The 26,149-nt window shown below is 44.9% G+C and carries 27 protein-coding genes; 10 read left to right on the top strand and 17 right to left on the bottom strand.

All coding sequences use genetic code 11. The annotated features are described in order from the left end of the window. Positions 1-64: 64 nt before the first annotated feature. On the bottom strand, positions 65-2,644 hold the full coding sequence (gene gyrA, locus FEF09_RS15970) for a DNA gyrase subunit A (RefSeq protein ID WP_146306053.1): 2,580 nt from the start codon (positions 2,642-2,644) through the stop codon (positions 65-67). A gap of 405 nt (positions 2,645-3,049) precedes the next feature. Here gyrA and FEF09_RS15975 point away from each other — a divergent pair, with 405 nt between their 5' ends. After that, positions 3,050-4,375, top strand: coding sequence for a saccharopine dehydrogenase C-terminal domain-containing protein (locus FEF09_RS15975; protein WP_146306054.1), 1,326 nt, complete (start codon positions 3,050-3,052; stop codon positions 4,373-4,375). Between the two features lie 139 nt (positions 4,376-4,514). Here FEF09_RS15975 and FEF09_RS15980 read toward each other — a convergent pair whose 3' ends face one another. Then, on the bottom strand, positions 4,515-5,204 hold the full coding sequence (locus tag FEF09_RS15980; RefSeq protein ID WP_146306055.1) for an SIR2 family NAD-dependent protein deacylase: 690 nt from the start codon (positions 5,202-5,204) through the stop codon (positions 4,515-4,517). Positions 5,205-5,284: 80 nt separating this feature from the next. On the opposite strand from FEF09_RS15980, the gene FEF09_RS15985 reads away from it, so the two are divergent. Further along, positions 5,285-6,139, top strand: a complete 855-nt coding sequence (locus tag FEF09_RS15985; protein WP_146306056.1) for a phosphatase PAP2 family protein — start codon at positions 5,285-5,287, stop codon at positions 6,137-6,139. 160 nt (positions 6,140-6,299) lie between these two features. Here the strand turns inward: FEF09_RS15985 and FEF09_RS15990 are convergent, their stop codons facing one another. The 6 genes from FEF09_RS15990 to pdhA form a co-directional block, all read right to left on the bottom strand. Continuing rightward, a complete protein-coding gene (locus tag FEF09_RS15990) occupies positions 6,300-7,253 on the bottom strand; it encodes a DUF4349 domain-containing protein (protein ID WP_146306057.1) in 954 nt (317 codons plus the stop codon). 71 nt (positions 7,254-7,324) lie between these two features. Then, positions 7,325-7,738 carry an EVE domain-containing protein gene (locus tag FEF09_RS15995; RefSeq protein ID WP_146306058.1) on the bottom strand — a complete coding sequence of 138 codons (414 nt, stop codon included), beginning with the start codon at positions 7,736-7,738 and terminating at the stop codon, positions 7,325-7,327. 29 nt (positions 7,739-7,767) lie between these two features. After that, positions 7,768-8,487, bottom strand: a complete 720-nt coding sequence (locus FEF09_RS16000; RefSeq protein ID WP_146306059.1) for a (Fe-S)-binding protein — start codon at positions 8,485-8,487, stop codon at positions 7,768-7,770. 125 nt (positions 8,488-8,612) lie between these two features. Further along, on the bottom strand, positions 8,613-9,104 hold the full coding sequence (ribH, locus tag FEF09_RS16005) for a 6,7-dimethyl-8-ribityllumazine synthase (RefSeq protein WP_146306060.1): 492 nt from the start codon (positions 9,102-9,104) through the stop codon (positions 8,613-8,615). 14 nt (positions 9,105-9,118) lie between these two features. Continuing rightward, positions 9,119-9,832, bottom strand: a complete 714-nt coding sequence (locus FEF09_RS16010) for a tetratricopeptide repeat protein (protein ID WP_146306061.1) — start codon at positions 9,830-9,832, stop codon at positions 9,119-9,121. Positions 9,833-9,970: 138 nt separating this feature from the next. Next, positions 9,971-10,981, bottom strand: a complete 1,011-nt coding sequence (gene pdhA / locus FEF09_RS16015; RefSeq protein WP_146306062.1) for a pyruvate dehydrogenase (acetyl-transferring) E1 component subunit alpha — start codon at positions 10,979-10,981, stop codon at positions 9,971-9,973. A gap of 183 nt (positions 10,982-11,164) precedes the next feature. Between pdhA and recF the strand changes: the two genes are divergently transcribed. Both recF and FEF09_RS16025 read left to right on the top strand, forming a co-directional pair. Then, entirely contained in the window at positions 11,165-12,247 is a 1,083-nt protein-coding gene (gene recF, locus FEF09_RS16020) for a DNA replication/repair protein RecF (RefSeq protein ID WP_146306063.1), read from the top strand. 24 nt (positions 12,248-12,271) lie between these two features. Further along, positions 12,272-12,559 (top strand): DUF721 domain-containing protein, encoded by a 288-nt coding sequence (locus FEF09_RS16025; RefSeq protein ID WP_089814011.1) that lies wholly within the window; start codon positions 12,272-12,274, stop codon positions 12,557-12,559. Between the two features lie 215 nt (positions 12,560-12,774). On the opposite strand, the gene FEF09_RS16030 is transcribed toward FEF09_RS16025, so the two are convergent. From FEF09_RS16030 to FEF09_RS16055, 6 genes are all read right to left on the bottom strand, one after another. After that, positions 12,775-13,284: a DUF4252 domain-containing protein gene (locus FEF09_RS16030; RefSeq protein WP_146306064.1), complete on the bottom strand. Its 510-nt coding sequence runs from the start codon at positions 13,282-13,284 to the stop codon at positions 12,775-12,777. A gap of 32 nt (positions 13,285-13,316) precedes the next feature. Further along, positions 13,317-13,838: a DUF4252 domain-containing protein gene (locus FEF09_RS16035; RefSeq protein ID WP_146306065.1), complete on the bottom strand. Its 522-nt coding sequence runs from the start codon at positions 13,836-13,838 to the stop codon at positions 13,317-13,319. A gap of 37 nt (positions 13,839-13,875) precedes the next feature. Further along, positions 13,876-14,388, bottom strand: coding sequence for a hypothetical protein (locus tag FEF09_RS16040; protein ID WP_146306066.1), 513 nt, complete (start codon positions 14,386-14,388; stop codon positions 13,876-13,878). Then, positions 14,378-14,893: an RNA polymerase sigma factor gene (locus FEF09_RS16045; RefSeq protein WP_146306067.1), complete on the bottom strand. Its 516-nt coding sequence runs from the start codon at positions 14,891-14,893 to the stop codon at positions 14,378-14,380. The genes FEF09_RS16040 and FEF09_RS16045 overlap by 11 nt, the downstream gene beginning before the upstream one ends. Before the next feature lie 182 nt (positions 14,894-15,075). Beyond that, positions 15,076-16,128, bottom strand: a complete 1,053-nt coding sequence (locus FEF09_RS16050) for an ABC transporter permease (protein WP_146306068.1) — start codon at positions 16,126-16,128, stop codon at positions 15,076-15,078. Between the two features lie 5 nt (positions 16,129-16,133). After that, positions 16,134-17,222, bottom strand: coding sequence for a BT_3928 family protein (locus tag FEF09_RS16055; protein ID WP_146306069.1), 1,089 nt, complete (start codon positions 17,220-17,222; stop codon positions 16,134-16,136). A gap of 84 nt (positions 17,223-17,306) precedes the next feature. On the opposite strand from FEF09_RS16055, the gene folP reads away from it, so the two are divergent. Further along, complete coding sequence (gene folP, locus FEF09_RS16060; RefSeq protein ID WP_261387532.1) at positions 17,307-18,173, top strand: dihydropteroate synthase; 867 nt, start codon at positions 17,307-17,309, stop codon at positions 18,171-18,173. Positions 18,174-18,202: 29 nt separating this feature from the next. Further along, entirely contained in the window at positions 18,203-19,015 is an 813-nt protein-coding gene (cdaA, locus tag FEF09_RS16065; protein WP_146306070.1) for a diadenylate cyclase CdaA, read from the top strand. Positions 19,016-19,163: 148 nt separating this feature from the next. Here the strand turns inward: cdaA and FEF09_RS16070 are convergent, their stop codons facing one another. Both FEF09_RS16070 and FEF09_RS16075 read right to left on the bottom strand, forming a co-directional pair. Beyond that, positions 19,164-20,030 (bottom strand): FKBP-type peptidyl-prolyl cis-trans isomerase, encoded by an 867-nt coding sequence (locus tag FEF09_RS16070; protein WP_146306071.1) that lies wholly within the window; start codon positions 20,028-20,030, stop codon positions 19,164-19,166. 27 nt (positions 20,031-20,057) lie between these two features. Beyond that, positions 20,058-21,062 (bottom strand): DHH family phosphoesterase, encoded by a 1,005-nt coding sequence (locus FEF09_RS16075; RefSeq protein ID WP_146306072.1) that lies wholly within the window; start codon positions 21,060-21,062, stop codon positions 20,058-20,060. 160 nt (positions 21,063-21,222) lie between these two features. On the opposite strand from FEF09_RS16075, the gene FEF09_RS16080 reads away from it, so the two are divergent. The 3 genes from FEF09_RS16080 to FEF09_RS16090 all read left to right on the top strand — a co-directional run bounded on the left by FEF09_RS16080 (position 21,223) and on the right by FEF09_RS16090 (position 24,029). After that, the gene (locus FEF09_RS16080; RefSeq protein WP_146306073.1) at positions 21,223-21,642 is read left to right on the top strand and encodes a nucleoside-diphosphate kinase; all 420 of its coding nucleotides are present in this window, start codon (positions 21,223-21,225) and stop codon (positions 21,640-21,642) included. Positions 21,643-21,750: 108 nt separating this feature from the next. Then, positions 21,751-22,647, top strand: coding sequence for a site-specific tyrosine recombinase XerD (gene xerD, locus FEF09_RS16085; RefSeq protein ID WP_146306074.1), 897 nt, complete (start codon positions 21,751-21,753; stop codon positions 22,645-22,647). A gap of 404 nt (positions 22,648-23,051) precedes the next feature. Further along, positions 23,052-24,029, top strand: a complete 978-nt coding sequence (locus FEF09_RS16090; RefSeq protein WP_146306075.1) for a phosphatidylinositol-specific phospholipase C — start codon at positions 23,052-23,054, stop codon at positions 24,027-24,029. Between the two features lie 401 nt (positions 24,030-24,430). On the opposite strand, the gene FEF09_RS16095 is transcribed toward FEF09_RS16090, so the two are convergent. Then, complete coding sequence (locus tag FEF09_RS16095; RefSeq protein ID WP_146306076.1) at positions 24,431-25,297, bottom strand: hypothetical protein; 867 nt, start codon at positions 25,295-25,297, stop codon at positions 24,431-24,433. A gap of 433 nt (positions 25,298-25,730) precedes the next feature. On the opposite strand from FEF09_RS16095, the gene FEF09_RS16100 reads away from it, so the two are divergent. Further along, positions 25,731-26,138, top strand: a complete 408-nt coding sequence (locus FEF09_RS16100; protein ID WP_089813985.1) for a hypothetical protein — start codon at positions 25,731-25,733, stop codon at positions 26,136-26,138. Positions 26,139-26,149: the final 11 nt, after the last annotated feature.

The following is a 26,149-nucleotide window of genomic DNA, read 5'->3' on the forward strand; positions in this document are numbered from 1 at the left end:
AATAAATACAATCTACCGCAGGTTAACCATTAGTTCGCTTAAATAAAATGCGGCTTCTTAGTAATTATTCTGCAGGCGTTTCATCTACCGGAGCTTCTCCCAGAGTTGCTGAGCTGCCTTCCTGGCCGGACTCATTTCCTTCCATACCTTCCTGTGCTTCTTCATCGAGCCTTTGCTCTTCCTGTTCGTCCAGGCGTGCTACAGCTGCGATTTCGTCGCTATCGTCCAGTCTGATCAGACGCACACCCTGAGTTGCTCTACCCGCCTCACGGATATCAGCTACCGCCATACGGATAGTGATACCGGATTTACAGGTGATCATCAGGTCATCCTTTTCGGTCACGTCCAGAATAGCGATCAGGCTACCTGTTTTCTCAGTAATATTGATGGTCTTTACACCCTTACCACCGCGGTTGGTAATTCTATATTCCTCAATATCAGTACGTTTACCGAAACCTTTCTCTGAAACCACCAGTACAGTACGGGTTTCATCCTCCTTATTTACACAAATCATACCAACAACCTCGTCTTTGTCATTGTCTACCTCGATACCCCTTACACCGATAGCACCACGACCTGTGTCACGTACGGTATTTTCAGGGAAGCGGATAGCACGGCCACTCTTAATAGCCATCATGATCTGACTGTTACCGTTGGTCAGTTTAGCTTCCAGTAACTGGTCGCCTTCATTGATAGTGATTGCGTTCACACCATTCTGACGTGGGCGGGAGAAATCTTCCAGCAGAGTCTTCTTGATGATACCATTCGCAGTACACAGTACAATATAGTGAGAGCTGATGAATTCTTTATCACTCAGGTCTTTGATATCGATGATCGCCCTGATCTTGTCATCAGTAGGCAGGTTGATCAGGTTCTGGATCGCACGGCCTTTACCGCTCTTCTCTCCTTCCGGAATCTCGTATACCTTCAGCCAGTAACAACGGCCTTTCTCGGTGAAGAACAGCATGGTATGGTGTGTAGACGCCACAAACAGGTGTTCGATGTAGTCTTCCTCACGGGTCTTACCACCCAATGCACCACGACCACCACGTTTCTGCTGACGATAGTCATATGCAGAAGTACGTTTGATATAACCCAGATGAGAGATAGTGATTACCACATCTTCTTCTGCGATGATATCTTCCATACGCATTTCGCTCGCCAGATACTGGATTTCAGTTTTACGCTCGTCTCCGAAACGTTTCTTCACATCTTCCAGTTCTTCTTTGATGATCTTGAAACGAAGACCTTCATCAGACAGTACATCTTTCAGATAAGCGATCAGTTTCATAACTTCATCGTATTCTTCTTTGATCTTATCGCGCTCCATACCGGTCAGACGTTGTAAACGTAATTCCAGTATTGCTTTAGACTGAATTTCACTCAGTTCGAAGCGGGTCATTAAGCCCTCTTTTGCTTCATCCGGTGTACGGGACGCACGAATCAGCGCAATTACTTCATCCAGATGATCCAGCGCAATCAGGTAACCCTGTAAGATGTGCGCTTTTTCTTCTGCTTTACGCAGGTCGAAACGCGTTCTGCGTACTACCACTTCGTGGCGGAAGTCTACGAATTCAGCCAGCATATCTTTCAGGTTCAGTACACGCGGACGGCCTTTTACCAGCGCCACGTTATTGATACCGTAAGAAGTCTGTAATTCGGAGTATTTATATAGCTGGTTGATCACCACGTTGGCAATAGCCTCACGTTTCAGATCGATCACCAGACGCATACCATCACGGTCACTCTCGTCACGTGCTTCAGATATACCTTCAATGATTTTATCGTCTGCCAGTTGCGCAATTTTCTGATGCAGCGCAGCCTTGTTGATCTGATAAGGAAGTTCGTAGATCACCAGACGCTCGCGGCCTGCTTTGGAGGTTTCCACATTCACTTTACCACGTACGACAACCCTTCCGCGGCCTGTCTCAAAGCCCTGTTTCACACCTTCGTAACCGTAGATGATACCACCGGTCGGGAAGTCAGGCGCTTTTACGTGCTTGATCAGATCTTCTATTGTAATGTCACGGTTATCAATGTATGCAATCAGGCCATCTATCACCTCTGAAAGGTTGTGCGGCATGATGTTGGTGGCCATACCTACCGCAATACCCGACGCTCCGTTGATCAGGAGGTTAGGAATACGTGTAGGCAGTACTGTTGGCTCTTCCAGGGTATCGTCAAAGTTCAGGGTGAAGTCCACTGTTTCTTTATCGATATCTTCCAGCATTGCCTCTGCCATACGTTGCAGACGGATCTCCGTATAACGCATAGCTGCCGGCATGTCACCATCCACAGAACCGAAGTTACCCTGACCATCTACCAGCATGTAACGAAGGCTCCATGGCTGGGCCATACGTACAATGGTATCATAAATGGAGGCGTCACCATGCGGGTGAAACTTACCCATCACCTCCCCTACGATACGGGCTGACTTCTTGTAAGGCTTGTTACTGTTATTCCCTAACTCGTTCATACCAAACAACACGCGGCGGTGTACAGGTTTTAAACCGTCCCGGACATCCGGAAGAGCACGTCCGACGATTACAGACATCGAGTAATCGATGTAGGCCGTTTTCATCTGCTCTTCAATGTTGATCTGGATAATCCTGCCGTCTTGCTGATTTTCCGTATTTTCTGACATTATATTGTTGGTTTACAATTTATTCCGTAAAAAAATAAATAGACGCAAATATAGCCATTTTAGGCCGTATTCCGGCCTTTTTGACATAGAATGTGAATAAAAAAGGAATTGTCATATTGAACAAATAAGATATACGTTAAGAACAAATTCCACAGATAGACTATTTAATCCTTATTTTGCGTTAACTCCTTCAATTAATATTCTATATAATAGAAAAAAGGAATATTGGGAAAATAAAATATTGGCAAAGATTTTGTTTTTAACCCGATGAAAATCAGAGGGTCACGGACAGTTTACTAAAATTATCATAGGTTAAAAACGAATTTTCCTGAAAATTCGAACATTAGATAGACGACTGATGTTAAATCCCTGTTCTGTAACCATATTAAAGATGAACAAATTAATATGAAGAATATACTCTTGTTTGGTGCCGGCAAGTCGGCTACGAGCCTGATCGACTACCTGGTATCAAATGCTCCACGGCAAAAATGGCATATCACCGTCGCCGACCACGACCTCGCGCTCATCAAATCCAAAACCGGAAAGTCTTACTATGTTACCCCAGCTGCGATCGATATCAGGGATGAAGCATCCAGACAAAAGCTGATACAGGAAACAGACCTCGTCATCTCTCTGCTGCCCGCCCAATTGCATATCCTCGTCGCAAAAGATTGTCTGCAGTTCGGTAAAAACCTGCTCACCGCCTCTTATATCGACCCGGAAGTTAAAAAGCTGGAAAAAGAAATTGAAGACGCAGGCCTGCTCTTTATGTATGAAATGGGCCTCGACCCCGGCATAGATCATATGAGCGCCATGAAGCTCATTCACTCTATCGAAAAGAAAGGCGGACAAATATCTGCCTTCCGCTCCTATTGTGGTGGACTCGTATCGCCTGAAAGCAACGACAATCCATGGCAATACAAGATCTCCTGGAATGCCCGCAACATCGTACTCGCCGGTAACTCCGGCGCTACCTACCGCGAAAAAGGCAAAACAAAGGAAGTCTCTTACCAGCACCTCTTCGATCAGTCTAAAACCATCCATATTCCCAGTCTCGGTAAACTGGCCTACTACCCGAACCGCGACTCACTGAATTATATCAGTGCCTATAAACTGGAGGAAGTACCCACTTTCATGCGCGCTACCCTGCGCTATCCGGATTTCTGCGAAGGCTGGGGTACACTCGTGAAACTCGGACTGACCGACGACAATAAAAAGATCCAGACCGATAACATGACCTTTTATGAATGGACCAGTCAAAACATCGATCAGGATCCTGCTATCAGTCATGAAGAAAATATCGCCAATTATCTTGGCATCAGCGCCAAGTCTAAAATACTCCGTCAACTCAAGTTCCTGGGATTACTCAATGGTGAAACCATTCATCTCGGCGAACAAACAAACGCCTCCGTCCTTCAAAACATAGTTGAAGCCAAACTGGGCATGGAAGTCACTGATAAAGACATGATCGTCATGACCCATGAGATCGAGTTTGAAAGAAGAGGCATGAGCACCCGCCTGCATAGCTACATGATCGCACAAGGTGAAGACAACCTGCGTACCGCTATGGCCAAAACCGTAGGCTTACCACTGGGTATCATGGCGAAACTCATCCTTCAGGATAAAGTCACCCTGAAAGGCCTGCAAATCCCGATCACACCAGATATCTATAATCCGGTGCTGAAAGAACTGGAAGAGTTCAATATCCGCTTTGAAGAAAGTTTTGAATAATAAAGAGAAGAGGCAGTCCTGCATATAGCGGACTGCCTCTTCTCTTTATATCAGCCGGAAACTACAGATCAATCATACGATGCGCAGCTCCCGTTACTATTTTAACGACTTCTTCTTTTCAGACTCACCAGACAAGGCATCAGATCAATCCCTCCAAAGCCTTGATCATATCTGCAATACCCTCCGTTGCCGGTTTCTCTATCTTCATCAGATTACTCATCTGCGGCATCTGCGGTAATTTTCTGTCTATCACAAACGCCAGCGTTCCTTCCGGCAGATAATCCACCAATCCCGCGGCCGGATATACGACCAGCGAAGTGCCTATCACCGCAAACACATCTGCCGTCATCACCACTGCTGCTGCTTCCTCTATCTTCGGCACCGCCTCACCAAACCATACGATATCCGGGCGTAGTTGTCCGCCGTCAGCCGCCTTATCTCCTATGTTGATATCACTGATGATGCGATACTTCCGGTGTTCATCCAATACACTACGCATACTGAAGATCTCCCCATGGAGATGTAACACCTTCTTAGATCCTGCTCTCTCATGCAGATCGTCAATATTCTGCGTGATGATCTCTACATCAAATTGCTCCTGTAAGGCTGCCAGCCCCAGATGAGCTGCATTCGGCATCGCCGCTTTCACATCCCGGCGGCGCTGGTTATAAAAATCCAGCACTAATTGCGGGTCTTTCTGCCATCCCTGCGGACTGGCAACTTCATAAACATTATATCCCTCCCACAGGCCATCACTATCACGGAAAGTCCGTAATCCACTCTCTGCACTGATCCCCGCGCCTGTCAAAACTACCAATCTAGGCTTCATTTGTACAAGACATTTTTGATTTTTAAATATACGGGTTTTAACATTTACCGTAACTTTATCGGATAATTAAATAACAGCAATTGAAGATCTTACTGAAGCTTATGCTGTGCGGTATGCTGTTACTACAACTAAAAGCAAACGCACAGACGACAGACACCACCAATCTCCACTATACCGATAGTACCAGCTCTACGGAGATCCGTACATTAACGGAAGCCGATACTACTATACGTTATCGTATAAACGGCGCCTATCTGGGTAGCATATGGAGTGACCTGAAATATACCGTTGCAAGACCGGCACACTGGAAAGGAAAAGACTTTGTCCGACTGGGTATCGTACTTGGTACTGCCGGTGGTCTTATGGGCGTAGACTATGAAGTAAAACAGTTCTTTGCCCGTAACCACACCAATTTCTGGAACAGCGTAACTGGTCAGGTAGAACCTTTTGGTAACGCCTATTCTCCTTACCTCGTAGGTGGTATGTACCTTGCCGGCGTGATCGCCAAAGACAGGAAACTGGAGCATACGTCCCTGATGACAGCCAAGTCCCTGTTACTATCAACGCTCATTTATACCTTCGCCAAGTCAGTGGTAAGACGTGGTCGTCCTACCTACTACGACGATCCATTTGTATACAATGCGCCTTTCTCTATGGATAAATATCATACCTCCTTCCCTTCGGGTCATATGCTGACAGTGACTTCTGTTGCCACCGCACTTGCCGAAGCTTATGGAGATGAACATCCATGGGTACCATGGGTAACTTATTCCATCGCTATTATGACCGGTACCACCCGTCTGTATCAGGAAAGACACTGGGGCAGCGATGTATGGTTAGGCGCTTCACTGGGTTACTTTGTGACAAAAGGAATCTTTAAAAGACACAAAGATCTGGAGAAGAAGAAAGCACAGCTGGCACGCATAGCGCCGTGATGCAGTCAGGGATTGATAGTAATGGCTTTTTCTTAAACAAATATGCTTAAATAGATAGAGGCACTTCAGTATATCGAAGTGCCTCTTTTTTATATAAAACCGAATTGCCAGTATAAAAACGCCACCCTTCGCTGCATCTCCAATTCTTCATTCTTAATTTCTAACTCACACTTACCATCTTCCTCATCTTCCTTCTTTTGATATATTTTCTGATAAGCACTACGATCACCACCACGATCAATATACCCGGCCACATTTGTACAATGTCTACTAAAAAAGACAAGAGGTTATTCCAGCCATCCTTTATCGAAAAGAAGATGCGTGAAAAGAAGCCGGGGCCTTGTGGAGAAGAAGTAGCAAAAGTCTGCTGAATGGAAAGGCTGATTGTACTCATGGCCACGTTATGATCGATATATTGCAGGCGTCCCTGTGCCGCTTCTATTTCTTCACGGATACTCTTCAGCTGCTCCTCTACTTTCAGAATATCTTCCACTGATTTCGCCTGTTTCAGGATATCAAGATAACGCAGCTCTACTTCTTTCTTTGCCTTCATACGGGAGGCAACATCAACATATTCTTCTGTTACATCTGTTGCTGCTACTCTTTTCAACATGAGTGTACCCGCAGTCCCGGCAAGTGTTTCCAGACAGGAGTCAAAACGTTCGACAGGCACTTTTATCTTTACATTTACGATCCATGTAAGATCAGACCGGGATTCATTCTCTTCTGTGATATAACCATTATAGCGGGCGACGATCGCATGCATTTCATTTCGTGCGTCATTATAGTTTCTCACAGCATACTGCAGCTCACCATCTTTAATGATCTTTTTGGGTATTTCTGCCAATAAGGGCTCTTTAGCTATTACCGGCGGTGTAAAGTGTACACTGGATACAACACCTGCGCCATTTGCGCTTTCTTCATCAGCGGGAGCAACGTCGTCTCCTTCGGATTTATATTTTGTTGCTTCCTGACTATATTCTTTAACTGCAAGATATGAGGGAGTCGTCTTTTGTTCCGCCTTACGGGCGCAGGACATGAGTGTGAGTAAACTCAATAACAGTAGTGATACGGGGATCGGGGTATACCTGAAAAAGAAACATCTTCTTGTCATAGACCAGTATTTAGTGATAAATATTGCTATAACAAGAAGATGCAGTCAGGAATAAAATTCCACAAAAAAAATTATTTCTTCGTCTCTCCCATTTCCAGAATGGTATCAAATTCATCTTCTGTAACGGCACACACAGAAAGGCGGCCCTGACGGATGAGAGAGAGATTTTCCAGTCTTTTTTCAGCTTTCATCTGTGCCAGTGTTACCGGCGTTTTGAAAGGTTTAACCGGCTGCAGGTCTACCACTACCCAGTTAGGATCAGGTGTAGTCGGGTCCTGGTAATGTTCTTTCGCGATCTTCGCAATACCCACTACTGCCAGTCCTTCGTTACTGTGATAGAACAGTACCAGATCTCCTTTCTTCATGCCTTTCAGGTTATTGCGTGCCTGATAATTGCGCACACCATCCCAGAAAGTTTTACCGTCTTTTACAAACTGGTCCCATGAATACTTGAATGGTTCTGATTTAACAAGCCAGTAGTTCATTATCTGATGATTTAAAATTCTTCCGCTGCTTACCAGCCACTGGCCAGTACATCAGCAATATGCATAGTTTTGATATTCAGTTCGTGCTTCCGGATATAACCGTCCAGATGCATCAGACAGGAAAGATCTGTAGAAATGAGATAGTCAGCACCGCTGGCAATGGCGTTATTCACCTTCTGTTCGCCCATACCGATGGAGATCGGTTCGAACTTCACAGAAAAGGTACCTCCAAAGCCGCAGCAGGTTTCACAATCATTCATTTCCTTCAGTTCCAGTCCTTTTACATTGGAGAGCAATTTACGCGGACCTTCTTTGATACCACATTCTCGCAGGGCACCACAGGCATCATGATAGGTAGCGACGCCATTGAGGCTGGCTCCGAGATCAGTTACGTGCAGTACCTCTGTCAGGAACTCTGTAAATTCATACAGGTTCTTACGCAGGTTCTTTACTTCATTATGAGCGGCGGAATTGTCAAAGAGTTTGCCGTAGTAATTGCGGACAAACCCCGTACAGGATCCGCTTGGTGCTACGATATAATCTACGGTATGAAAGTCCTTTACGAATTTATTGGCAACGGAGCGGGCTTCATCCCAGTATCCGGCATTAAAAGCCGGCTGGCCACAGCAAGTCTGGTTGGGATTATAATCGACGTTACATCCCAGCTTTTCCAGCACCTTTACCATATTGAAGCCTGTTTCCGGGAACAGCTGATCAACGAAGCATGGAATAAAAAGCTGTACGTTCATTGAGTTAGTTCTTTTAATAGAGGCCGCAGTGGAATACTGCCGGCATCAGGAATCAATGTATCTCGGCTAAAACTGTAGCAACAATGAACATCACATGTAATAAATATGGGGCTAAAAAGCTGCTCCTACAGTTGACGCATCATAGATATCATTTTCAGCGCGGTAATCGCGGCTTCCTCCCCTTTATGGCCATGGATGCCTCCGAGTCTGTCCTGTGCCTGCTGCATATTATCGACAGTCAGGATACCAAAGATAACAGGTACGGGCAAGTCAAGGTTTAATTGCATCAGTCCTTCTGTTACGCCCTTACAAACATAGTCAAAATGCGGGGTTTCGCCTCTGATTACGCAACCAAACGCAATAATAGCGCCAGGCTGTCTATGTGTTCCTTTTGTACGTTCCCAGTATTGTTTACAGGCGAATGGTAATTCAAATGCTCCGGGTACAACCACCTTAGAGACTTTCGATACATTGTATTGTGCCAGAGATCTGTCACAACCGGCAACCAGTTCGTTGATCACCGCATCATTCCATTCGGTATACACTATAACAATACTGGCATCCTCTGATTGGAGAATGCCAGCGTCGTTCAATAAACTTTGATTATGTATTGACATGATCTGTTTTAATATCAATTACTTCTCACTTCGCTCAGGCGCGCCAGATATTTATCCATTTCGCGACCTTCAGCAGTTTGAGGATATTTGCTTTGAATCTCTTTATAGATGGCAACTGCATCAGCAGCTTTGTTTGCTTTTTCCAGTGCCAGACCTGCGCGGAACAGGTAAGTTGGTGCTGTCAGCTCGTTATCGCTGTGATGACCTGCTTTCTTGTAATATTCGATACCTTTATCGGTTTGGTTCAGTTCCATGTAAGCGTCACCTGCTAAACCGTATGCCATTGCCTGTACTATCTGGTCGCCGCCATTGAAAGATGTCAGCATATCTGCACCTTTCTGGAATTCGCCCAGTTTCACATAGCTAACGCCAGCGTAATATTTTGCTAACTGACCTGTTTTGGTGCTGCTGTATTTATCAATTACCTGCAGGAAACCTTCATAGTTACCATCGCCATTTAAAGCCAGACGGAAAGAGTCTCTTTCGAAATACTGCTGTGCATGGAATACCATGTTCTGGGCTTTCGTTTCGTTAGGACCTTTGATGAACTTGCTGTAGGCAAAAGTACCGCCCACTACCACCACTACTACGAGCAGGGCGATGATAATGCTGTTTTTGTTCTTGTTGAAAAAGTCTTCCGCTTTGTGGAGTGAGTCTTCCAGTTGGAATTCTTTAGACACAGGAGCAGGAGTATTTTCAGCTGCGGTCTTATTTTTTGTTTCGGTCATTGTAATTGTGGTCGTTAAATTGTTATTTCTTTATTACGGTACAGGTTTGGCTGTTGTAAATTTCCGCAAATATAAAAAAGGTTAGCGAATCATCCGCTTATTCTTAAACGGCCGGGATCGCTAACCTTTTCTTATTATTTAGTCAACAATGAACGGGTAATCATCCTGTACATATACGTCTTTCAGCAGTTCATCGTCAGCAGGCCATGGAGACTCTTCAGCGAACTGTACGCAATGTTCAACTTCCTGTTTTACCTTCTCATTGATAGCTTCGATCTCAGCGTCCGTAGCCCATTTATTCTTCTGGATAGTAGCCAGTACCTGATTGATAGGATCTTTATCTTTATACTCTTCTACCTCTTCTTTGGTACGGTATTTCGCAGGATCACTCATAGAGTGACCACGGTAACGGTACGTCTTGATTTCCAGTAAGGTAGGACCTTCACCGGCACGTGCACGTTTTACCGCTCTGTCGATACCTTCATGTACCGTTTCACAGCTCATACCATCGATAGTAGCACTTGGCATATCGTAGGCATTCGCCAGCTTATAGATATCCAGTACGTTAGAAGTACGTTCTACTGAAGTACCCATCGCGTACATGTTATTTTCGCAAATAAAAATTACAGGCAATTTCCACAGCATAGCCATGTTGAATGTCTCATGCAGCATACCCTGACGGGCAGCACCATCACCGAAGAAGCAAAGCGCTACGTTATCAGTTCCTTTGTATTGCTCAGCAAATGCCAGACCCGCACCAGTACCGATCTGAGCACCTACGATACCATGACCGCCGAAGAAACCTTTATCAGGAGCAAAGAAGTGCATGCTACCACCTTTACCTTTGGAACAACCTGTCGCTTTACCATACAGCTCAGCCATACATTCGTCAGGAGTCATTCCTTTCGCGATCGCCAGAGCGTGGTCGCGGTAAGCAGTGATGAACTTATCGTCCGGTTTAGTTGCTGTCATCGCACCCGCAGCAATTGCTTCCTGTCCTATGTACAGGTGGCAAAAACCACGAATCTTCTGCATCCCATACAATTGGCCGGCTTTTTCTTCAAAGCGGCGCAGCAAGAGCATCAATTCATACCAGTACAAATATGTCTCTTTGGTGAATTTCGTCTTTACGTCTGTTTTTGTAGCCACTGTTTCTTAATTTGTCCGCAAATATAACAGGAAAATCCTAAAAACTAAATACTTTGCAACTTTGCACAAAGTTACCGCGCCTGAACGCCTCTTCAACAAGGCCTGATTTCCAGTCTTTCCCGGCATCAGCGCGGATTACGATAAATTTATTTTTAATTCATAACTGATAATCAGAAGGTTAATTTGCTGTCGCTTAAAAAGATATCACTCGTTCAGTTTAAAAATTATTCGGGAAAAAGTTTCAGCTTCCAAAAACGCATCGTCGGTATCACCGGACGGAACGGCTCGGGCAAAACCAATCTGCTCGATGCCATATATTATATATGCTTCACTAAAAGCTACTTTACCAGCAGCGAAGCCCAGAATACACAGTACCAGACCAACGGCTTCCGGCTCGAAGGCTTCATGGACAGAGATCATCAGGAAGGAAAGATCGTCTGTACACTCAAAGATGGCAAGAAAGAAATTGCCCTCAATGATGAACCCTACGAACGCTTTTCCCAGCATATCGGCCGCTATCCCGCTGTCATGATCGCACCCGATGACGCCGAGATTATACTCGGTGGCAGCGAGGAACGCCGTAAATGGCTCGATGCACTGCTATGCCAGTTACACCCGGGCTATCTCGAACACCTCATTACCTATCAGAAAATACTGCAACAAAAGAATACCCTGCTCAAAACAATGAATGGTCAGGGTGGTAGTCAGGATACACTGTTAGATATATTTGATGAACAACTGGTTCGTCACGGTACGCCCGTATTCGAATGGAGACGCGCCTTCCTGCCCGGCTTCATCCAACAGGTACAACAACTGTATGATTATCTGGCTGGTAAACATGAAACAGTCAATATACAATACCAATCCGGTCTGCATGAACAGACCTTTACCGGACTCCTTGCAGCCAACCGCTACAAGGATATGATGATGCAACGTACCACCGGTGGTATCCATAAAGATGACCTGCAGTTCCTGCTCGACGATCATCCAATGAAAACAAGCGCCTCTCAGGGACAACGTAAAAGCTTTCTCTTTGCACTCAAACTCGCACAGTTTGAAGTAATTAAGGAACATAAAAAGTTCCCTCCTCTCCTCTTGCTGGATGACGTCTTCGAGAAACTGGATCAGGACAGAGTGAGCCGCTTAATTAATCTTGTCAGCAGTCCTGTATACGGACAGGTCTTCATCACCGATACCCACGCTGATAGAATAAGCACAGCATTTAAAGAAAATGCAGATAACTTTCAATTAGTGGAGATGGAGTAATCAGGAAATACGTATCTTTGCGGAATGCGTTACGGAATTACATCAATGGAGGATGCACTGAAAGATTTCATGTCGAAAAGCCGGCTCAAACCGAGGCTGACCGAAGTGCGCATACAAGAGAACTGGGAACAGCTGATGGGAAGAACAATCTCCCGTTATACAGAGAATTTGCAGCTGATCGATGGTAAATTACACATCGCTACCACTGTTGCTCCACTCAAACAGGAACTGAGCTACTCAAAAGATCGTATCATTAAACTGGTGAACGAAATGCTGGGTGAACCTGTAGTAAGAGAAGTGATCGTACGATAATTATTACCTTCTTATATACAAGAGGCTACTCAAAATAATGAGTAGCCTCTTTTTATTTGAAACACCTGACCGGATGAAAGCCGTTTAAAAGAACTCGTATTAAGACAGAAAGCTGTCGCCGAAAAACAGGATGACCTCATGGCCGCCTGATAAGAGAAAATGGCCGGTCTGCAACAGACCGGCCATTTTCTCTTATCGTAAACAATCCATTATAACTAGTTCTTCACAAAACCCTGTATCAACGCATTCACATCATCCATATGCAGCGTCGTCCGCAGATTCACCATCACAAAGTCTTCTTCATCCTGCACCAATATCACCACGTTACCCAGTTCGTCATCTTTCCCTTTGTTCATCATATACACGTTAGACTCCTCATGTCGTACTTCTACCAGTGATTCAAATCCGTCTTTTTCAATCAACGTTTGCTTTAACTGGTGAATCGCTTTGGCGTCAATCAGACTGTTGCTGATACCTGCAAGTGTATATACTTTCACCTTCTGCAGTTTACTGATAATCCTTTTCATTTCTGTGCCGTTATCCATTTTCGCACTATGAGGAATGATCCAGCTGGCGAATTTCAATGGAATCCGTCCTACGCCTATTCTCACTCCTACAGCGTCTCCACGGTACTGACGATAGAATTTACGCAATGATTTCTTTTGTGCCATCGCCGGACTAACAACCAGCAAAAGCGCTACTGCAATGATGGAAAAGTATTTCATACTATTTGGGTTGAGCTGTGGTGATAAATGAATTATTTTTTGATATTTTTCAGTTTGTCAAATCCGTCGATATTCATGCTGTTAGCCAGCTGACTGATCTCGTTGAGGTCAATATCGCCTATCAGACTCATAGCAAGGAATTCCGTATCACTACCTACCAGCATGATCAGTTCCGCAATATTCCCTTTGGCATTTTCCTTGACCATAAAACGCAGGTCGTCTTTTCCATCTCGTACCGTCATCAGTTCTTCAAACTCCTTACTCAGCAGAGAAGAGGCCTCCTTGAACAGCAGGTTGCCGCCTTTGGTATTTTCCTTGGCCAATATCCGCAGCCCCTTGATCCTTTTTACGATCTGCAGGAATTGTTTTCCCTCGTTAGAGTTGATGTCCAGCTTGCTGAACATACTGAACATTTTAGGCGTTACGCTGATCAGTGTAAAAGTCTGATCATTTTCATATTTCTCAAAAAAGCGATCAATGCCACTACCCTGTTGGGCAAAGAGATGCATACCGGTGACTGTCATAAACAGCACCAAAAACAAAAAGCGTTTCATAAGTTTTTTTTTATGTCAGATTATAGAATGGCCGTAATTAATTTGCTTTGATCTTATCAGTCGCCTCATTGAAGTAAGACAGTTTCTGTACCTGTGCCGTTCCTTTGTTGAGATTGCGGGACAAGAGCGCCAATGCTTTCTGTGTTGCCGCAAATGCCTCTTTAGGATCGTTGTAAGTATCTGCTGCTATGGATCTTTCTGCCAGTACACCATCATGTCTGCTGGTGAATTGTCTGGCGCCATAACCAATACCTATTGCCATCAGCAAAACAGCTGCGTACTTCATCCAGTGATGCCACACCATTGTTCTTACAACCGTCTTTCCGGTTGCTGGTGTCTGTCCGGTCAGGGTACCGATCTCAGGGAATACCGGCATCGGGATATCCGCTTCGGCCGCAAAGTAGCCGAACAATGCCTGCGCTTCTTTAAGATCAGCAGGCAGATGAGGGTGTTCCATGCTGAAAAAACTGCGCAGTTCCTCCTCTTCCTCCAATGTAGAGGCGCCATCCCAATAGCGGTCGACTAACTCCCTGATCTTATTAAACTCCATACACTTGCAGTTTTTGTAATTGTTCACGTACCACTTTTCTGGCCCGGTGAAGATTGGTCTTCACCTCACTCAGTTCGATGACCAGAATATCTGCTATTTCCTGGTAGCTGTATCCATCGATATCTCTCAATTGTATAATAGTACGGTATTTTTCCGGCAAGCCGGCAATGATACCATGCACTCTTTTCATGACGTCCTGCTTTTCTGCAACTATATGTGGATTCTCCTGCTGTATGGCCGGTAATTCGCTGGCAGTATCAAGGTCTTCCGACCTTCTGTACTTCCGCGCCTTCAGTTTGTCCAGCGCCAGATTGCGCACAATACGCATACACCATGCCTCCATATTCTGCAGGTCAGTCATCCGTTCCTGCTGTTGCCACACCTTCATCAGGGTATCTTGTGTTACGTCCATCGCATCCTCTTCATTTTCCAGCAGTCTGTAAGCGAAGCGATAAAGCTTCTGCCTGACAGGGACTACTTGTGAGAGAAATATTGCTAATGACATAAATAACAGATTCCTTGTTGCTAAGTTTCAGATAACCGTTGCTGCTTCCATGTCCATTCCCTCTTTTCTTCATCCCGGATGCTACAGGGCGTTTACATAAAGAAGACGATCCATAAAATACTTTGTTTCAAAAAAAGGGAAAGTTTTTTTCGGGAAATATTAACTCACTACAAATGAGTCGTTTATAACTTAATACGTGGATCAATAATGGTATACAGCAGATCCGCCAGCAGGTTAATAAGTACAAAAATACCCGCTGTAAATAAGATAGATCCCATCAGTACAGGGAAATCGAACTTCTCAAGGGCGTCTACAGTGATTTTACCGATTCCCTTCCATCCGAAGATATATTCAACAAAAAAGGCGCCTGCCAGCAGTTCGGCAAACCAGCCGGTAATAGCCGTAATAACGGGATTTAATGCATTCCTCAAGGCATGTCTGAACACAACAATCCGGGTAGGCAGACCTTTAGCATAAGCGGTACGGATATAATCCTGATGCAGCACATCGAGCATGGCGCTGCGTGTCAGTTGTACGATGATAGCCAGTGGACGGATGCCCAATGTAATGGCAGGCAATATAAGATTACGCAGATTAAGAATACGACCGGCAAAAGCGTCTGTTTCAAACAGACTCCCTGTCATATGCAGACCGGTATAATCGCTTAAAACAAACCCGAAAAGATACGCCACGACAATCCCCATAAAAAACGAGGGCGCAGAAATGCCGACCACACTGGCAAAAACAGCACCTGTATCCATCCATGTATTTTGTTTTACTGCGGATAATACGCCAAGTCCGATTCCCACCACTGTTGCAAACAACATAGCCGCTAAAGCTAATACCAGCGTGCCGGGTAATGCTTCTGTCAATATTTCCCAGACTTCTTTTTTACCCTGATAGGAACGCCGCAGATAAGGCGTTTTCAGTACGAGGATGCGTTCTTCCTCCAGATGTGCCAGCGTCAGGTAATGCATATTGCCTTTGGCTGCTGCGAGGGAATGTATGCCTATCGGCGAAAGGTCATTTAAATATAAAAGGAATTGCACCGGTAAGGATTTATCCAGATGCAATTCCTTTCTTACATTTTCCAGCGATGTGACGTCTGCGCGCTGTCCCAGTGTCAGCCTGGCCGGATCACCCGGCAGTACATTGAACAGGAAAAATACCAGTACCACTACTCCCAGTAATACCAGTATGCCATAACTGAGTTTACGCAGCAGAAATCTGAACATGCGGTTTATGGTATATCGTTATAATGCCATTTTCCTTTGATGGTGCCTTTTTCAAGCAAAATCAGACAAGGATTGCTTCTTCCGGCTGTTTTAATAGCCGTTCCATCCATCTGAACGAATGGGAACTGCAATCCGTGCGCAGCGGTAAAAGCCGAAATATCTTCCTTACTGGAAGCGGTAACACCATAAATGTAGACCTTTCCGGCTTTAAACTGTTCCTGCAGTGCCTTCATCTTGGCATCCCAGCCTTTACCTGCTTCTTTTACATTCTTTACAAGGAAAAGATAGACAGGAGTAGGTTCAGCCAGAATAGCCTGTGTCTGATTCACACCATCTGCATCCGTCAGGATGAAATCCTTTACAGGCGCCTCTCCTTCTGCTTCTCTTACTAATTTATCACGACGGTCAACAAAGACCCAGGTACTGTCTGACCATGGATAGTTCTCTGCTGTAAATTCTTTCTGCTGACCATCCTTTTCATATATCAGGACTGTCTCATATTCCGCCGGACGGGCACCTGGCGGCAGTTTCATTTTTTCCGGAATGTTGTTACCTACTTTGTAACCCAGACAGTCTACAATTGGCAGGTGTTCCAGTGTATACCATTGAATACCGCCTGCAAATACGATAGATACAATCAGCAGTATAAAGTTCAGCTGTTTGCCGAACAATGGCTTAATACGTTTATTATACAAAAAGAGGATCAGGATCATGACCAGCAATACCACATCCTTCCAGAAGGTTTGTGATGCTGTCAGTTTGATACAGTCACCAAAACAGCCACATTCTTTAATTTCTCCGCTGTACAGCGCATAGCCGGTCAGGAAGGTAAAGAAGGTGATCATGATCAGCAGCAGTATAGACACTATTCTCATACGGAAACCCAGCAGCAAGGCTGCGCCAAGGGCAATTTCCGCTGTATTCATGATAATAGAATAAGCCAGTGAATAGGGAGAGAGGAAGGTCATATGCAACACTTCAAAAAACTCTTCCATTTTATAACTGAGCCCCAGCGGATCATTTGCTTTGACCAAACCGGAGAAGATAAATAAAACACCAACGATAATTCTTAATAGGTTCAGGAGCAGTTTCATGGATAAACTTTTTTATCGGTGCTGATATACATACTTGCAGATCACCACATTATTCTATTTTTGTCTGGCAAAATAATCAATAAAATGCAAATGGATACTATGGAAGGGAAGAACGGCGAATATACCACCATCAACTGTCAGGGCACATTGCTGGATTTGTCCAAACCAGTGGTGATGGGTATTATCAACATCACGGAAGACTCATTTTTTGCCGGCAGCAGAACGCAGCATATTGATCTTATCCTGCAAAGAGCAGCACAATTACTCGAAGAAGGCGCTCAGATACTGGATATCGGGGCGCAGAGTACCCGTCCGGGTTCTGTCTCCGTCGGACCAGATACCGAACTGGAACGTCTCGTACCGGCAGTACGTACACTGAAAGAGCATTTCCCGCAGGCTATCCTGTCCATTGACACTTACTATGCGAATGTAGCTGAACAGACTGTCAATGCGGGCGCAGCGATCATTAATGATATCAGTGCCGGTGATCTGGATGCGGAAATGATACCTACGGCCGGCAAACTGGGCGTACCTTATATCGCTATGCACATGCAGGGTACACCTACTAATATGCAGCAACATCCGCATTATGAAGATGTGACAAAGGAAGTACTGGATTATTTCATACGCAAACGCGCACAATGTCTGGAAGCCGGCATCAAAGATGTCATCATCGATCCGGGTTTTGGCTTTGGTAAAACCATTGCACACAACTATACACTACTCAAAAAACTAAGTATTTTTCATATGCTGGAATGCCCTCTGCTCGTAGGTATTTCGCGGAAATCCATGATTTATAAATTACTGGAAACAACGCCTGCTGAGGCTCTGAATGGTACAACGATATTGCATACACTTGCTTTACAGCAGGGAGCGCATATCCTGCGTGTACATGATGTGAAAGCCGCCATGGAAGCGGTGAAGATCACACAGTATATGAATGCATTATAGCTGGTAAATATTTGCTATTTTTACAATCTATGGAGGATTTATTTAGTTTTTACGGATATCGTTTCCACTGGCTGAATATACTGGATGCTGCGATTGTTATATTCCTGGTGATTCAGTTGTATCGTCTGCTGAAGGGAAGCCTTGCGTTTAACATTTTCGTAGGGCTGTTGATGATATATCTTGCTTACTTTATTGTACAGCATCTGCAGATGCCGATCCTTTCGACGTTGTTACAGAGTTTCATCAACGTAGGACTGATCGCTATCATTATTATCTTCCAGCCGGAGATCCGCAAGTTCCTGCTGGTACTGGGCAAGAAAGCCCCTTTGAGTAAAGACAGTTTCTTTACCAAACTGTTTCTGCCCGACCGGTTCAAGAGTTATAAAGAAGAAGAGAATATCATTAATGAAGTGATCACTGCAGTAGCCCGTATGGCGGGTACCCGCACCGGGGCACTGATTGTGATTGCCAATACTTATCGTGTAAAGTTTGATACTGCGTCCAGCATCGCTATTGATAGTAATATCAATGCCAAACTGCTGGAAAGCATCTTCTGCAAAGGGAGCCCTCTGCATGATGGCGCATTGATCATTGTAGGTAACAAGATCCTCGCTGCAAAGGTAATACTGCCTGTATCCGAGAATCCTAATCTGCCTACGCGTATTGGTCTCCGTCACCGTTCGGCAGTAGGTATCACGGAGCATAGCGATAACCTTGCTATCATCGTATCAGAAGAAAGAGGCACCATTTCTTATGCGCAGGATGGCAATCTGGTACAGGATATTTCACTGGAAGAACTGAAGGTGAAGATGTATGAGGTGATGGTAGAAGGATATGCTTAGTACAATCAGAATTAATGATAAGAAAGAGCGTCCCGCCTATGGCTGACGCTCTTTTTATTGATAAGACAATGTCATTCCTGATTTCCCTAAAAAAAAGAGGCTGTTCACGGTCGTGAACAGCCTCTTAATATTTTAACAACCTTAGTAATTACTTGCCTGGCTGAAGAGCTGCAGGAGCTTCAGGCTTGCCTTTCACGATGTCAACCAGCTGTACGTCAAATACCAGTACAGAGTTAGCAGGGATAGGACCACTTGCCTGTAAACCGTAACCTAAAGTAGAAGGGATCAGCAGGGTAGCTTTGCTGCCTTTGTTCAGTGCTGCGATACCAGCATCCCAGCCTTTGATCACGAAACCGCGACCCAGAGGGAATCTGATAGGCTCGATTTTCGCACCTGGTCTTAAAGTAGTATCCAGGCTTGAATCGAATACAGTACCATTGATCAGTTTACCGGTGTAGTGAACAACAACAGTATCACCTACCTGTGGTTTTTCGCCAGCACCCTGTTCGGCTACTGCTACATAAACACCTTCAGGAGTGGTGGTAGTGTTCAGTTTGTTAGTTTTAGCGTATTCAGCGATGATTTTGTCATCAGCAGCTTTCTGCTTTGCGCCAGTATAGGTACCTACTACTACAAAAGTCAAATTCAGCTTATCACCTTTTTTCGCCATTGGCGGACGCTGAGGCAAGCTATCGATAGGAATAGTGAAAGTAGCGCTATCGCCTTCTTTCAGCATTACCAGACCATCCATCAGGTCGTACTTATTTACTGATTTGGAGATCACGAAAGGAACAGGACCGCCTGCTACTTTACGGGATTCAACTATAACTGAATCGTTCAGACTCTGGATGATGTTCAACAGTACGGTGTCGCCCAGCTTCAGCTGCGCGCCGCTTCCTGACTTATGAACAACGAAATCTACGCCACCTGGAGTTTTTTTGGCGCCACCACCGGCACCGCAGCTCGCCAGGAAAAGGCCTAATGCTGCAACCAATAACTGTTTGTTCTTTTTCATTTGACTGTATTAGTAGGATTGAATAACTTATTGTAACTGCTCTTCGTTTTCTTTAATGGCGTCGAGAAAATGTTCTACGGTCTTATCGAGTGTCTCAGAGCTGTGTCCGCCGGAAGCGTGGAAATGTCCGCCGCCGTCGAAATATTTTCTTGCGAAGGTATTTACGTCAAAATCTCCCTTGGAGCGGAAAGATAGCTTAATTTCCGAGTGACGGTCTATGATCAGTGCCGCCAGTTTGATACCCTGAATAGAGAGCAGGAAGTTTACCACTCCTTCTGTATCGCCGGTCTGCAGGTCAAAACGCTTCAGATCAGTATATGGGATAGCGATCATAGCGGTATTGTATTCATAGTATACTTCCATACGGTTCAGCAGGCTATGGCCCAGGAACCGCAGGCGGTTTTCAAGGAAATTATCGTAGATCGCAGAGTGGATGATTTCATGTTTCAGACCACGGTCAAACAGATCAGCCACCATACGGTGTACTCTCGCGGAGGTAGATGCAAAACGGAAAGAACCTGTATCCGTCATGGTGCCGGCATAGATACACTGCGCCATGTCTTCGTTAATGTACTGTTCATCTCCTAATTTATAGATCGTTTCATATACCAGCTGTGCAGTAGATGAAGCGCTAGTATCGCTGACGCCGTACTCGAAAGTCGGTTGCGGCTCGAGGTGATGATCGATCAGGATTTTCGTGCACGCCATCTTTGTCAGATACGGCTCCATACTCTTGGTACGGTATAGTGCATTGAAATCCAGGCAAAACAGCAGATCAATACCTTCCAGTGCCTTAAACGCCTTTTCCTGCATGGATTCAAAATCGAGTACGTCCTTTGCACCGGGCATCCAGATCAGGAAGTCCGGGAAATTGGTCGGAGAAATCACGGTTACATCATGCCCTTTCTGTCTCAGATAATGATATAAGGCCAGCGATGAGCCCATTGCATCTGCATCGGGTTTCTGATGCATCGTTATTACCACTCTTTTAGGGGTCTCCAGCAAAGGCTTAATTTCCTCTATCCTCTTCATTCTTAACCTTTAAATATGCAGGCTGACCTGCTTTTATATTAACAATAAAACGTAACCGTTTTTACGAAAAAATGAAGTGCGAAGTTCTCTTTTTTTTTATCACTAAACAAATTCTAGCTACATTTGCGCGCAAAATTAGTTAATTAGGAATTCTAAATATATGGCTAACAACAGAACTTTTACAATGATTAAGCCGGATGCCGTAGAAAACGGTCATATCGGTGGCATTCTGAACAAAATTAACGAGGCAGGTTTCCGCATCGTAGCAATGAAAATGACCCGTCTTTCTGCGCAGAAAGCTGGCGAATTCTATGCTGTGCATAAAGAAAGACCTTTCTACGGTGAACTGGTTGACTTCATGAGCAGTGGTCATATCGTGGCTGCTATCCTGGAAAAAGACAACGCTGTTGAAGATTTCCGTAAACTGATCGGTGCTACTAACCCTGCTAACGCAGAAGAAGGTACAATCCGTAAGATCTACGCTGAATCTATCGGCCGTAACGCGGTTCACGGTTCTGATTCTGACGAGAACGCAGCAATCGAAGGTGATTTCTTCTTCTCCGGTCTGGAAAAATTCTAATTACCGTGCCGGTAGTCCGCTACCGGTAGTAGATATCAGGGGCCGTCCGCCATATGGCTGGACGGCCTTTTGTATTTTTAGCCCTTCATCTTTCTTATCTTGCCACTCATGTGGGACGCTTATCTCAAAGGATTCAGGTCATATCTTCAGCTGGAACGCTCGCTTTCCGCCAATTCTATCGAGGCTTACCTCCGCGATGTCGAAAAGCTGATCCAGTACCTGCAATCTGCCAATAAACAATACCCTCCTGATCAGGTATCTCTCTCCGACCTTCAGGCCTGTGTACACTGGATTGCTACCCTCGGGATGACCGCCACCTCCCAGGCCCGTATTATTTCGGGTATCAAATCTTTTTACCGCTATCTGGCACTCGAAGATGTTGTCCGTCAGGACCCTACCCTCCTGCTGGAGGCTCCTAAAACGAAAAGACACCTCCCTGATGTACTCAGTTTTGAGGAAATTGAGCAGATTATCGGACAGATTAAGGCGGGTACTCCCGAAGGACAAAGGAACCGGGCCATTCTGGAAACCATGTACAGCTGTGGTCTCCGCGTCAGCGAAGTGATCAGCCTGCAGATCTCCCAGCTTCATTTTGACGCAGGTTTTATCCGGGTCGTTGGTAAAGGTGACAAGGAACGACTGGTACCCATCGGTAGCGACGCCATGAAATACATCAATATATATAAGGACGAAGTCAGGGTGCATGTTCCCGTCAAAAAAGGACAGGAAGACATCCTTTTCCTGAATCGCCGGGGTAGTGCGCTGACCCGTGTCATGATATTCCTTGTTATTAAAGACCTTGCGGGAGCCGCCGGTATTGATAAACAGGTGTCTCCCCATACTTTCCGGCACTCCTTTGCCACGCATCTTGTGGAAGGTGGTGCTGACCTCCGGGCCGTACAGGAAATGCTGGGTCATGAAAGTATTACTACAACCGAGATCTATACGCACCTCGACAGGGAATTCCTGCGCGATACCCTGCAGAGGTTCCATCCCAGGTTTTAAGTCTGCAGTGGAAAAATAGCTCCCGGCTGCGCTATAAGTACCACCCGGTATATGTATTTTATGTTTTCTATCCCGCTTTCATATTACTTAGATAATAGTCATCCTTCGTTGATCCTTCGTTCATCAACGAAGGATCAACGAAGGATAGTAAATACCTAAACAGTATCAGTCTCTCCTTACACACATCTCTGAAGACTATTTACCACCCTTCTCCCCCGTTTTTATAAAGATGCCGTTATACTGCAGACAAGCAGCCTATTATTACCGTATTGTTAACTCTATTTTTCGGATAGTTGGAAAGCCTTTTATATGTGTCTTTCATATGTGAAGACCCGTGCAGAATGAAAACCTGTAATAAAATCTTTACTCCATATAAACCTTAAACCTACAATTAAACCTACAAGATGAAAACACAACGTTTCATGCCCGTTGCCGGCTTTCTGCTGTCTACTGTATTCTTTTCTGCATGTTCCAAAGAGGATGTTACGCAACCAGCACCTGCACTCCGTGTTGAAAACGAAGTAGCTGTAACCGCGCAAGCTGCAGCTGTAGCAATGAACAGCTGGATGACAAGTCTGGCCGACAATACCAGCCTCGCCGCATTGTCTATTCCGGGTACGCACGACAGTGGCGCCCGTGTTGAACCTGTATCTGGTACCGCAAAATGTCAGGACCTGACCATTGCGCAGCAGCTGGAAGCGGGTGTACGTTTCCTTGATATCCGTTGCCGCCACATTGGTAATGCATTCGCTATTCACCACGGTTCTATCTATCAGAACCTGAACTTTGATGATGTATTGGGCGCCTGTACCAGCTTCCTTGCAGCACATCCGAAAGAAACCATTGTTATGAGCGTAAAAGAGGAGTATGATGCTACCGACAATACCCGTTCATTCGAGCAGACTTTCGACACTTATGTACAGAAGTATTCCAGCTATTGGTCTACCGGTGCTACTATCCCAACACTGGGACAGGTAAGAGGAAAGATCGTATTGGTAAGAAGATTCGGTGCTACTGCTACACCAAAAGGTATCGAAGCTACCAGCTGGGCTGACAACACCACTTTTACTATCAGCAACAGCAATGCAACCCTGAAAGTACAGGATCAGTATGTAGTGCCTGACAATAACGCAAAGTGGACAAACGCAACGAACCTGTTCACCGAGTCCAGCACACAGAGCAACAACACCCTGTATATCAACTTCACCAGCGGTTACAAATCACTGATCTTTGGTATTCCAAGCATCACAACTGTATCCAACGCGATCAATCCGAAGATCAATACCTATTTCACAACCAATACACATGGCAGATATGGTATTATCCCAATGGACTTCGTAAATGCTGACAGAGCGTCTCTGATCGTCAATACAAACTTCTAAGAAGAAAATAATAAGGCATAAAAAAAGGCAGCGCTGGAGGATAAACCTTCGGCGCTGCCTTTTTTATGCCTTATATGAGATCAAATTAATGGAATAGTCAGGACAAAAAGTAATACTACCATACCTGCAATCAGGGAGCCAGCAATATGCTGGAACCAGTCTGCAGGCAGCCAAACCTTATAATGGCATCCGCAATAAAAGGACGGATAAAACGGCGCCCGGATACAGGCTGCTCATCTCCCAAATCATCATATAGATATAGGAGCAGAAAGATCAGGACAAAAAAAACAGCTACTCAGGTCCTGAGTAGCTGTATAATGTAATGAATGTGTATGTGTGGGTTACCAAACGAAGACTGGGGCTTGTAGTACAAAATATAGGTTAAATAGTACTCTAACACCTTAATGATTGACCAGTGACGACTTTCGTCTTGTCACCGCCCAGTTGTTCAACCAACCGGGTACATAACCTGATGCTTTTCTGCGTACAGTGTCCCTGATATTGATATTAATCGTGCTACAGGGTGGCACTGACTTTCGTCCCGGCATCATGCCTGTCTGGGCGTCTTCCTCCCAAAGCAATTGCTTGTCGCGGTAGACCTTAAAATAAATATCCGGCCCCTTTTGCTGACGGGGCTCACCGACCAAAATTAACCTGCTGGTTAGTTCCCTTTTGCTGAACCGGAGCTGATACCGACCATTTTCATCGGTACGCGCGCAGCCCAGCAGGCGATGGTTTCCGGCATTGTACGCTTCGACTCTGAGTTGTGCTTGTCCCTCTCTGGATTTCAATCGCTTTACTGTTCCCGCGATAATCCAGGTACCATAATTGGCCCTAATCTGGCTCCAGCATTCTACTGGAATAATATAGGCATAAGCAGCGACGTATCGCTGTCCTGAACGGGCCCAGTTTGGTACAACCGTACCGAGGTGATAATGGGTTTCGACTCCCCTGATATCTACCTGTTCCGGCATGTGTTGCAAACAGATGTCCAGTTCAAGTGGTTCCGTAAATAGATGTAGTTGTTCCCAGGTCAGCTTAAAATTTCCTCTCTCATCCAGTCCTGTCTCTGCCAGTAAGCGATCACGCTTTGCTTCAACCATTGCTTTTGTAAGCTGACCGGGCCCACTTAAAATATCCGTTTTGGGGCGGTTTTTCGTGGGGTAACGGCCTTCTGGTAAGTATACACGTAATTGCGCATTTACCAGAGGCTCTGTACAATCATCAGAGATCAATGCAGAAATGTTTCCGATTAACAGATAACACATAGCTCAAAGCTTTAAAAATTAAAAGAAGGGGTTAACATACTTAACCTCATTCTGGCCGATATGGTATAGCCGCTTTTTTCTCTGCATGTCTAAACAAGGAGGAACAAACATGGGTAGAAAGGCCCATTGCTATTGCTCGTATGAGTCAAAGAACTTAAACCATAACTCACCCTGCAAAGATTATGAAGTTCTTACCGTGAGACAAGCGTTATCCTACTGTTTTATAAGAATGCGTAGTTCTACGCATTTTTCATCGGTAATTACGCGGGCTCGGGCGTACATAAACGGGCCTTTTTTATCTTAAAATATTGATTATCAAATTAATTATACATTTTTACAACACTACATGGTACAAAGATGTTATATACGTATTCGCTTTGTCAAGTGATTATTTGTAATAATTTTACCATCAACTTAAAACCACAGCACAACCATGGACATTCCTAAACATTTCCCCCCAGACACGGGCGACTTCATTTCCAGAAAGGAAGCCGACAGATTAAGGGACAATTACTTCAAAAAGAAACACAAGAAGCATGGTAATGAATTTATCCAGGCTTACTTCTTTGGTAAGGAGAAATTGCTCGAATTACTTAGCTGTCAGGAAGATATCGCCGGCTTACGTATTTATTACGGTGATGATAGCGATCAGGACGGAAAAGACGACAAAAAAATGGTGATCTATGCCGTAGATAAAGCAGGAAAAAACATCCTGTATAAGAAGAAACAAAACACATCAGAGGTAAATTCATTCATGGCAACAGCAGCGAAAAAAGCGAGCGATGATGATGATGGTGGTGCACTGGATAACGGTCTGCCTTGCCCTGCTGATTGTCCGTGAGAGGTTCATCA

The sequence above is a fragment of the Chitinophaga pinensis genome, from assembly GCF_007896845.1.
GTDB classification, from domain to species: Bacteria; Bacteroidota; Bacteroidia; order Chitinophagales; family Chitinophagaceae; genus Chitinophaga; species Chitinophaga pinensis_C.

Coding starts and splice junctions, on each gene's coding strand:
- FEF09_RS16055 (WP_146306069.1), bottom strand. CDS start 17,222: ATGAAACTGCTCCTGAACCTATTAAGAATTATCGTTGGTGTTTTATTT.
- FEF09_RS16010 (WP_146306061.1), bottom strand. CDS start 9,832: ATGACCGAAACAAAAAATAAGACCGCAGCTGAAAATACTCCTGCTCCT.
- FEF09_RS15975 (WP_146306054.1), top strand. CDS start 3,050: ATGAAGAATATACTCTTGTTTGGTGCCGGCAAGTCGGCTACGAGCCTG.
- ribH (WP_146306060.1), bottom strand. CDS start 9,104: ATGTCAATACATAATCAAAGTTTATTGAACGACGCTGGCATTCTCCAA.
- FEF09_RS16050 (WP_146306068.1), bottom strand. CDS start 16,128: ATGTTCAGATTTCTGCTGCGTAAACTCAGTTATGGCATACTGGTATTA.
- FEF09_RS16030 (WP_146306064.1), bottom strand. CDS start 13,284: ATGAAATACTTTTCCATCATTGCAGTAGCGCTTTTGCTGGTTGTTAGT.
- FEF09_RS16070 (WP_146306071.1), bottom strand. CDS start 20,030: ATGAAAAAGAACAAACAGTTATTGGTTGCAGCATTAGGCCTTTTCCTG.
- FEF09_RS16095 (WP_146306076.1), bottom strand. CDS start 25,297: ATGTGTTATCTGTTAATCGGAAACATTTCTGCATTGATCTCTGATGAT.
- FEF09_RS16090 (WP_146306075.1), top strand. CDS start 23,052: ATGAAAACACAACGTTTCATGCCCGTTGCCGGCTTTCTGCTGTCTACT.
- FEF09_RS16080 (WP_146306073.1), top strand. CDS start 21,223: ATGGCTAACAACAGAACTTTTACAATGATTAAGCCGGATGCCGTAGAA.
- gyrA (WP_146306053.1), bottom strand. CDS start 2,644: ATGTCAGAAAATACGGAAAATCAGCAAGACGGCAGGATTATCCAGATC.
- FEF09_RS16035 (WP_146306065.1), bottom strand. CDS start 13,838: ATGAAACGCTTTTTGTTTTTGGTGCTGTTTATGACAGTCACCGGTATG.
- cdaA (WP_146306070.1), top strand. CDS start 18,203: ATGGAGGATTTATTTAGTTTTTACGGATATCGTTTCCACTGGCTGAAT.
- FEF09_RS15990 (WP_146306057.1), bottom strand. CDS start 7,253: ATGACAAGAAGATGTTTCTTTTTCAGGTATACCCCGATCCCCGTATCA.
- xerD (WP_146306074.1), top strand. CDS start 21,751: ATGTGGGACGCTTATCTCAAAGGATTCAGGTCATATCTTCAGCTGGAA.
- FEF09_RS16040 (WP_146306066.1), bottom strand. CDS start 14,388: ATGGAGTTTAATAAGATCAGGGAGTTAGTCGACCGCTATTGGGATGGC.
- FEF09_RS15995 (WP_146306058.1), bottom strand. CDS start 7,738: ATGAACTACTGGCTTGTTAAATCAGAACCATTCAAGTATTCATGGGAC.
- FEF09_RS16045 (WP_146306067.1), bottom strand. CDS start 14,893: ATGTCATTAGCAATATTTCTCTCACAAGTAGTCCCTGTCAGGCAGAAG.
- FEF09_RS15980 (WP_146306055.1), bottom strand. CDS start 5,204: ATGAAGCCTAGATTGGTAGTTTTGACAGGCGCGGGGATCAGTGCAGAG.
- FEF09_RS16100 (WP_089813985.1), top strand. CDS start 25,731: ATGGACATTCCTAAACATTTCCCCCCAGACACGGGCGACTTCATTTCC.
- FEF09_RS16075 (WP_146306072.1), bottom strand. CDS start 21,062: ATGAAGAGGATAGAGGAAATTAAGCCTTTGCTGGAGACCCCTAAAAGA.
- folP (WP_261387532.1), top strand. CDS start 17,307: ATGCAAATGGATACTATGGAAGGGAAGAACGGCGAATATACCACCATC.
- FEF09_RS16000 (WP_146306059.1), bottom strand. CDS start 8,487: ATGAACGTACAGCTTTTTATTCCATGCTTCGTTGATCAGCTGTTCCCG.
- FEF09_RS16025 (WP_089814011.1), top strand. CDS start 12,272: ATGCGTTACGGAATTACATCAATGGAGGATGCACTGAAAGATTTCATG.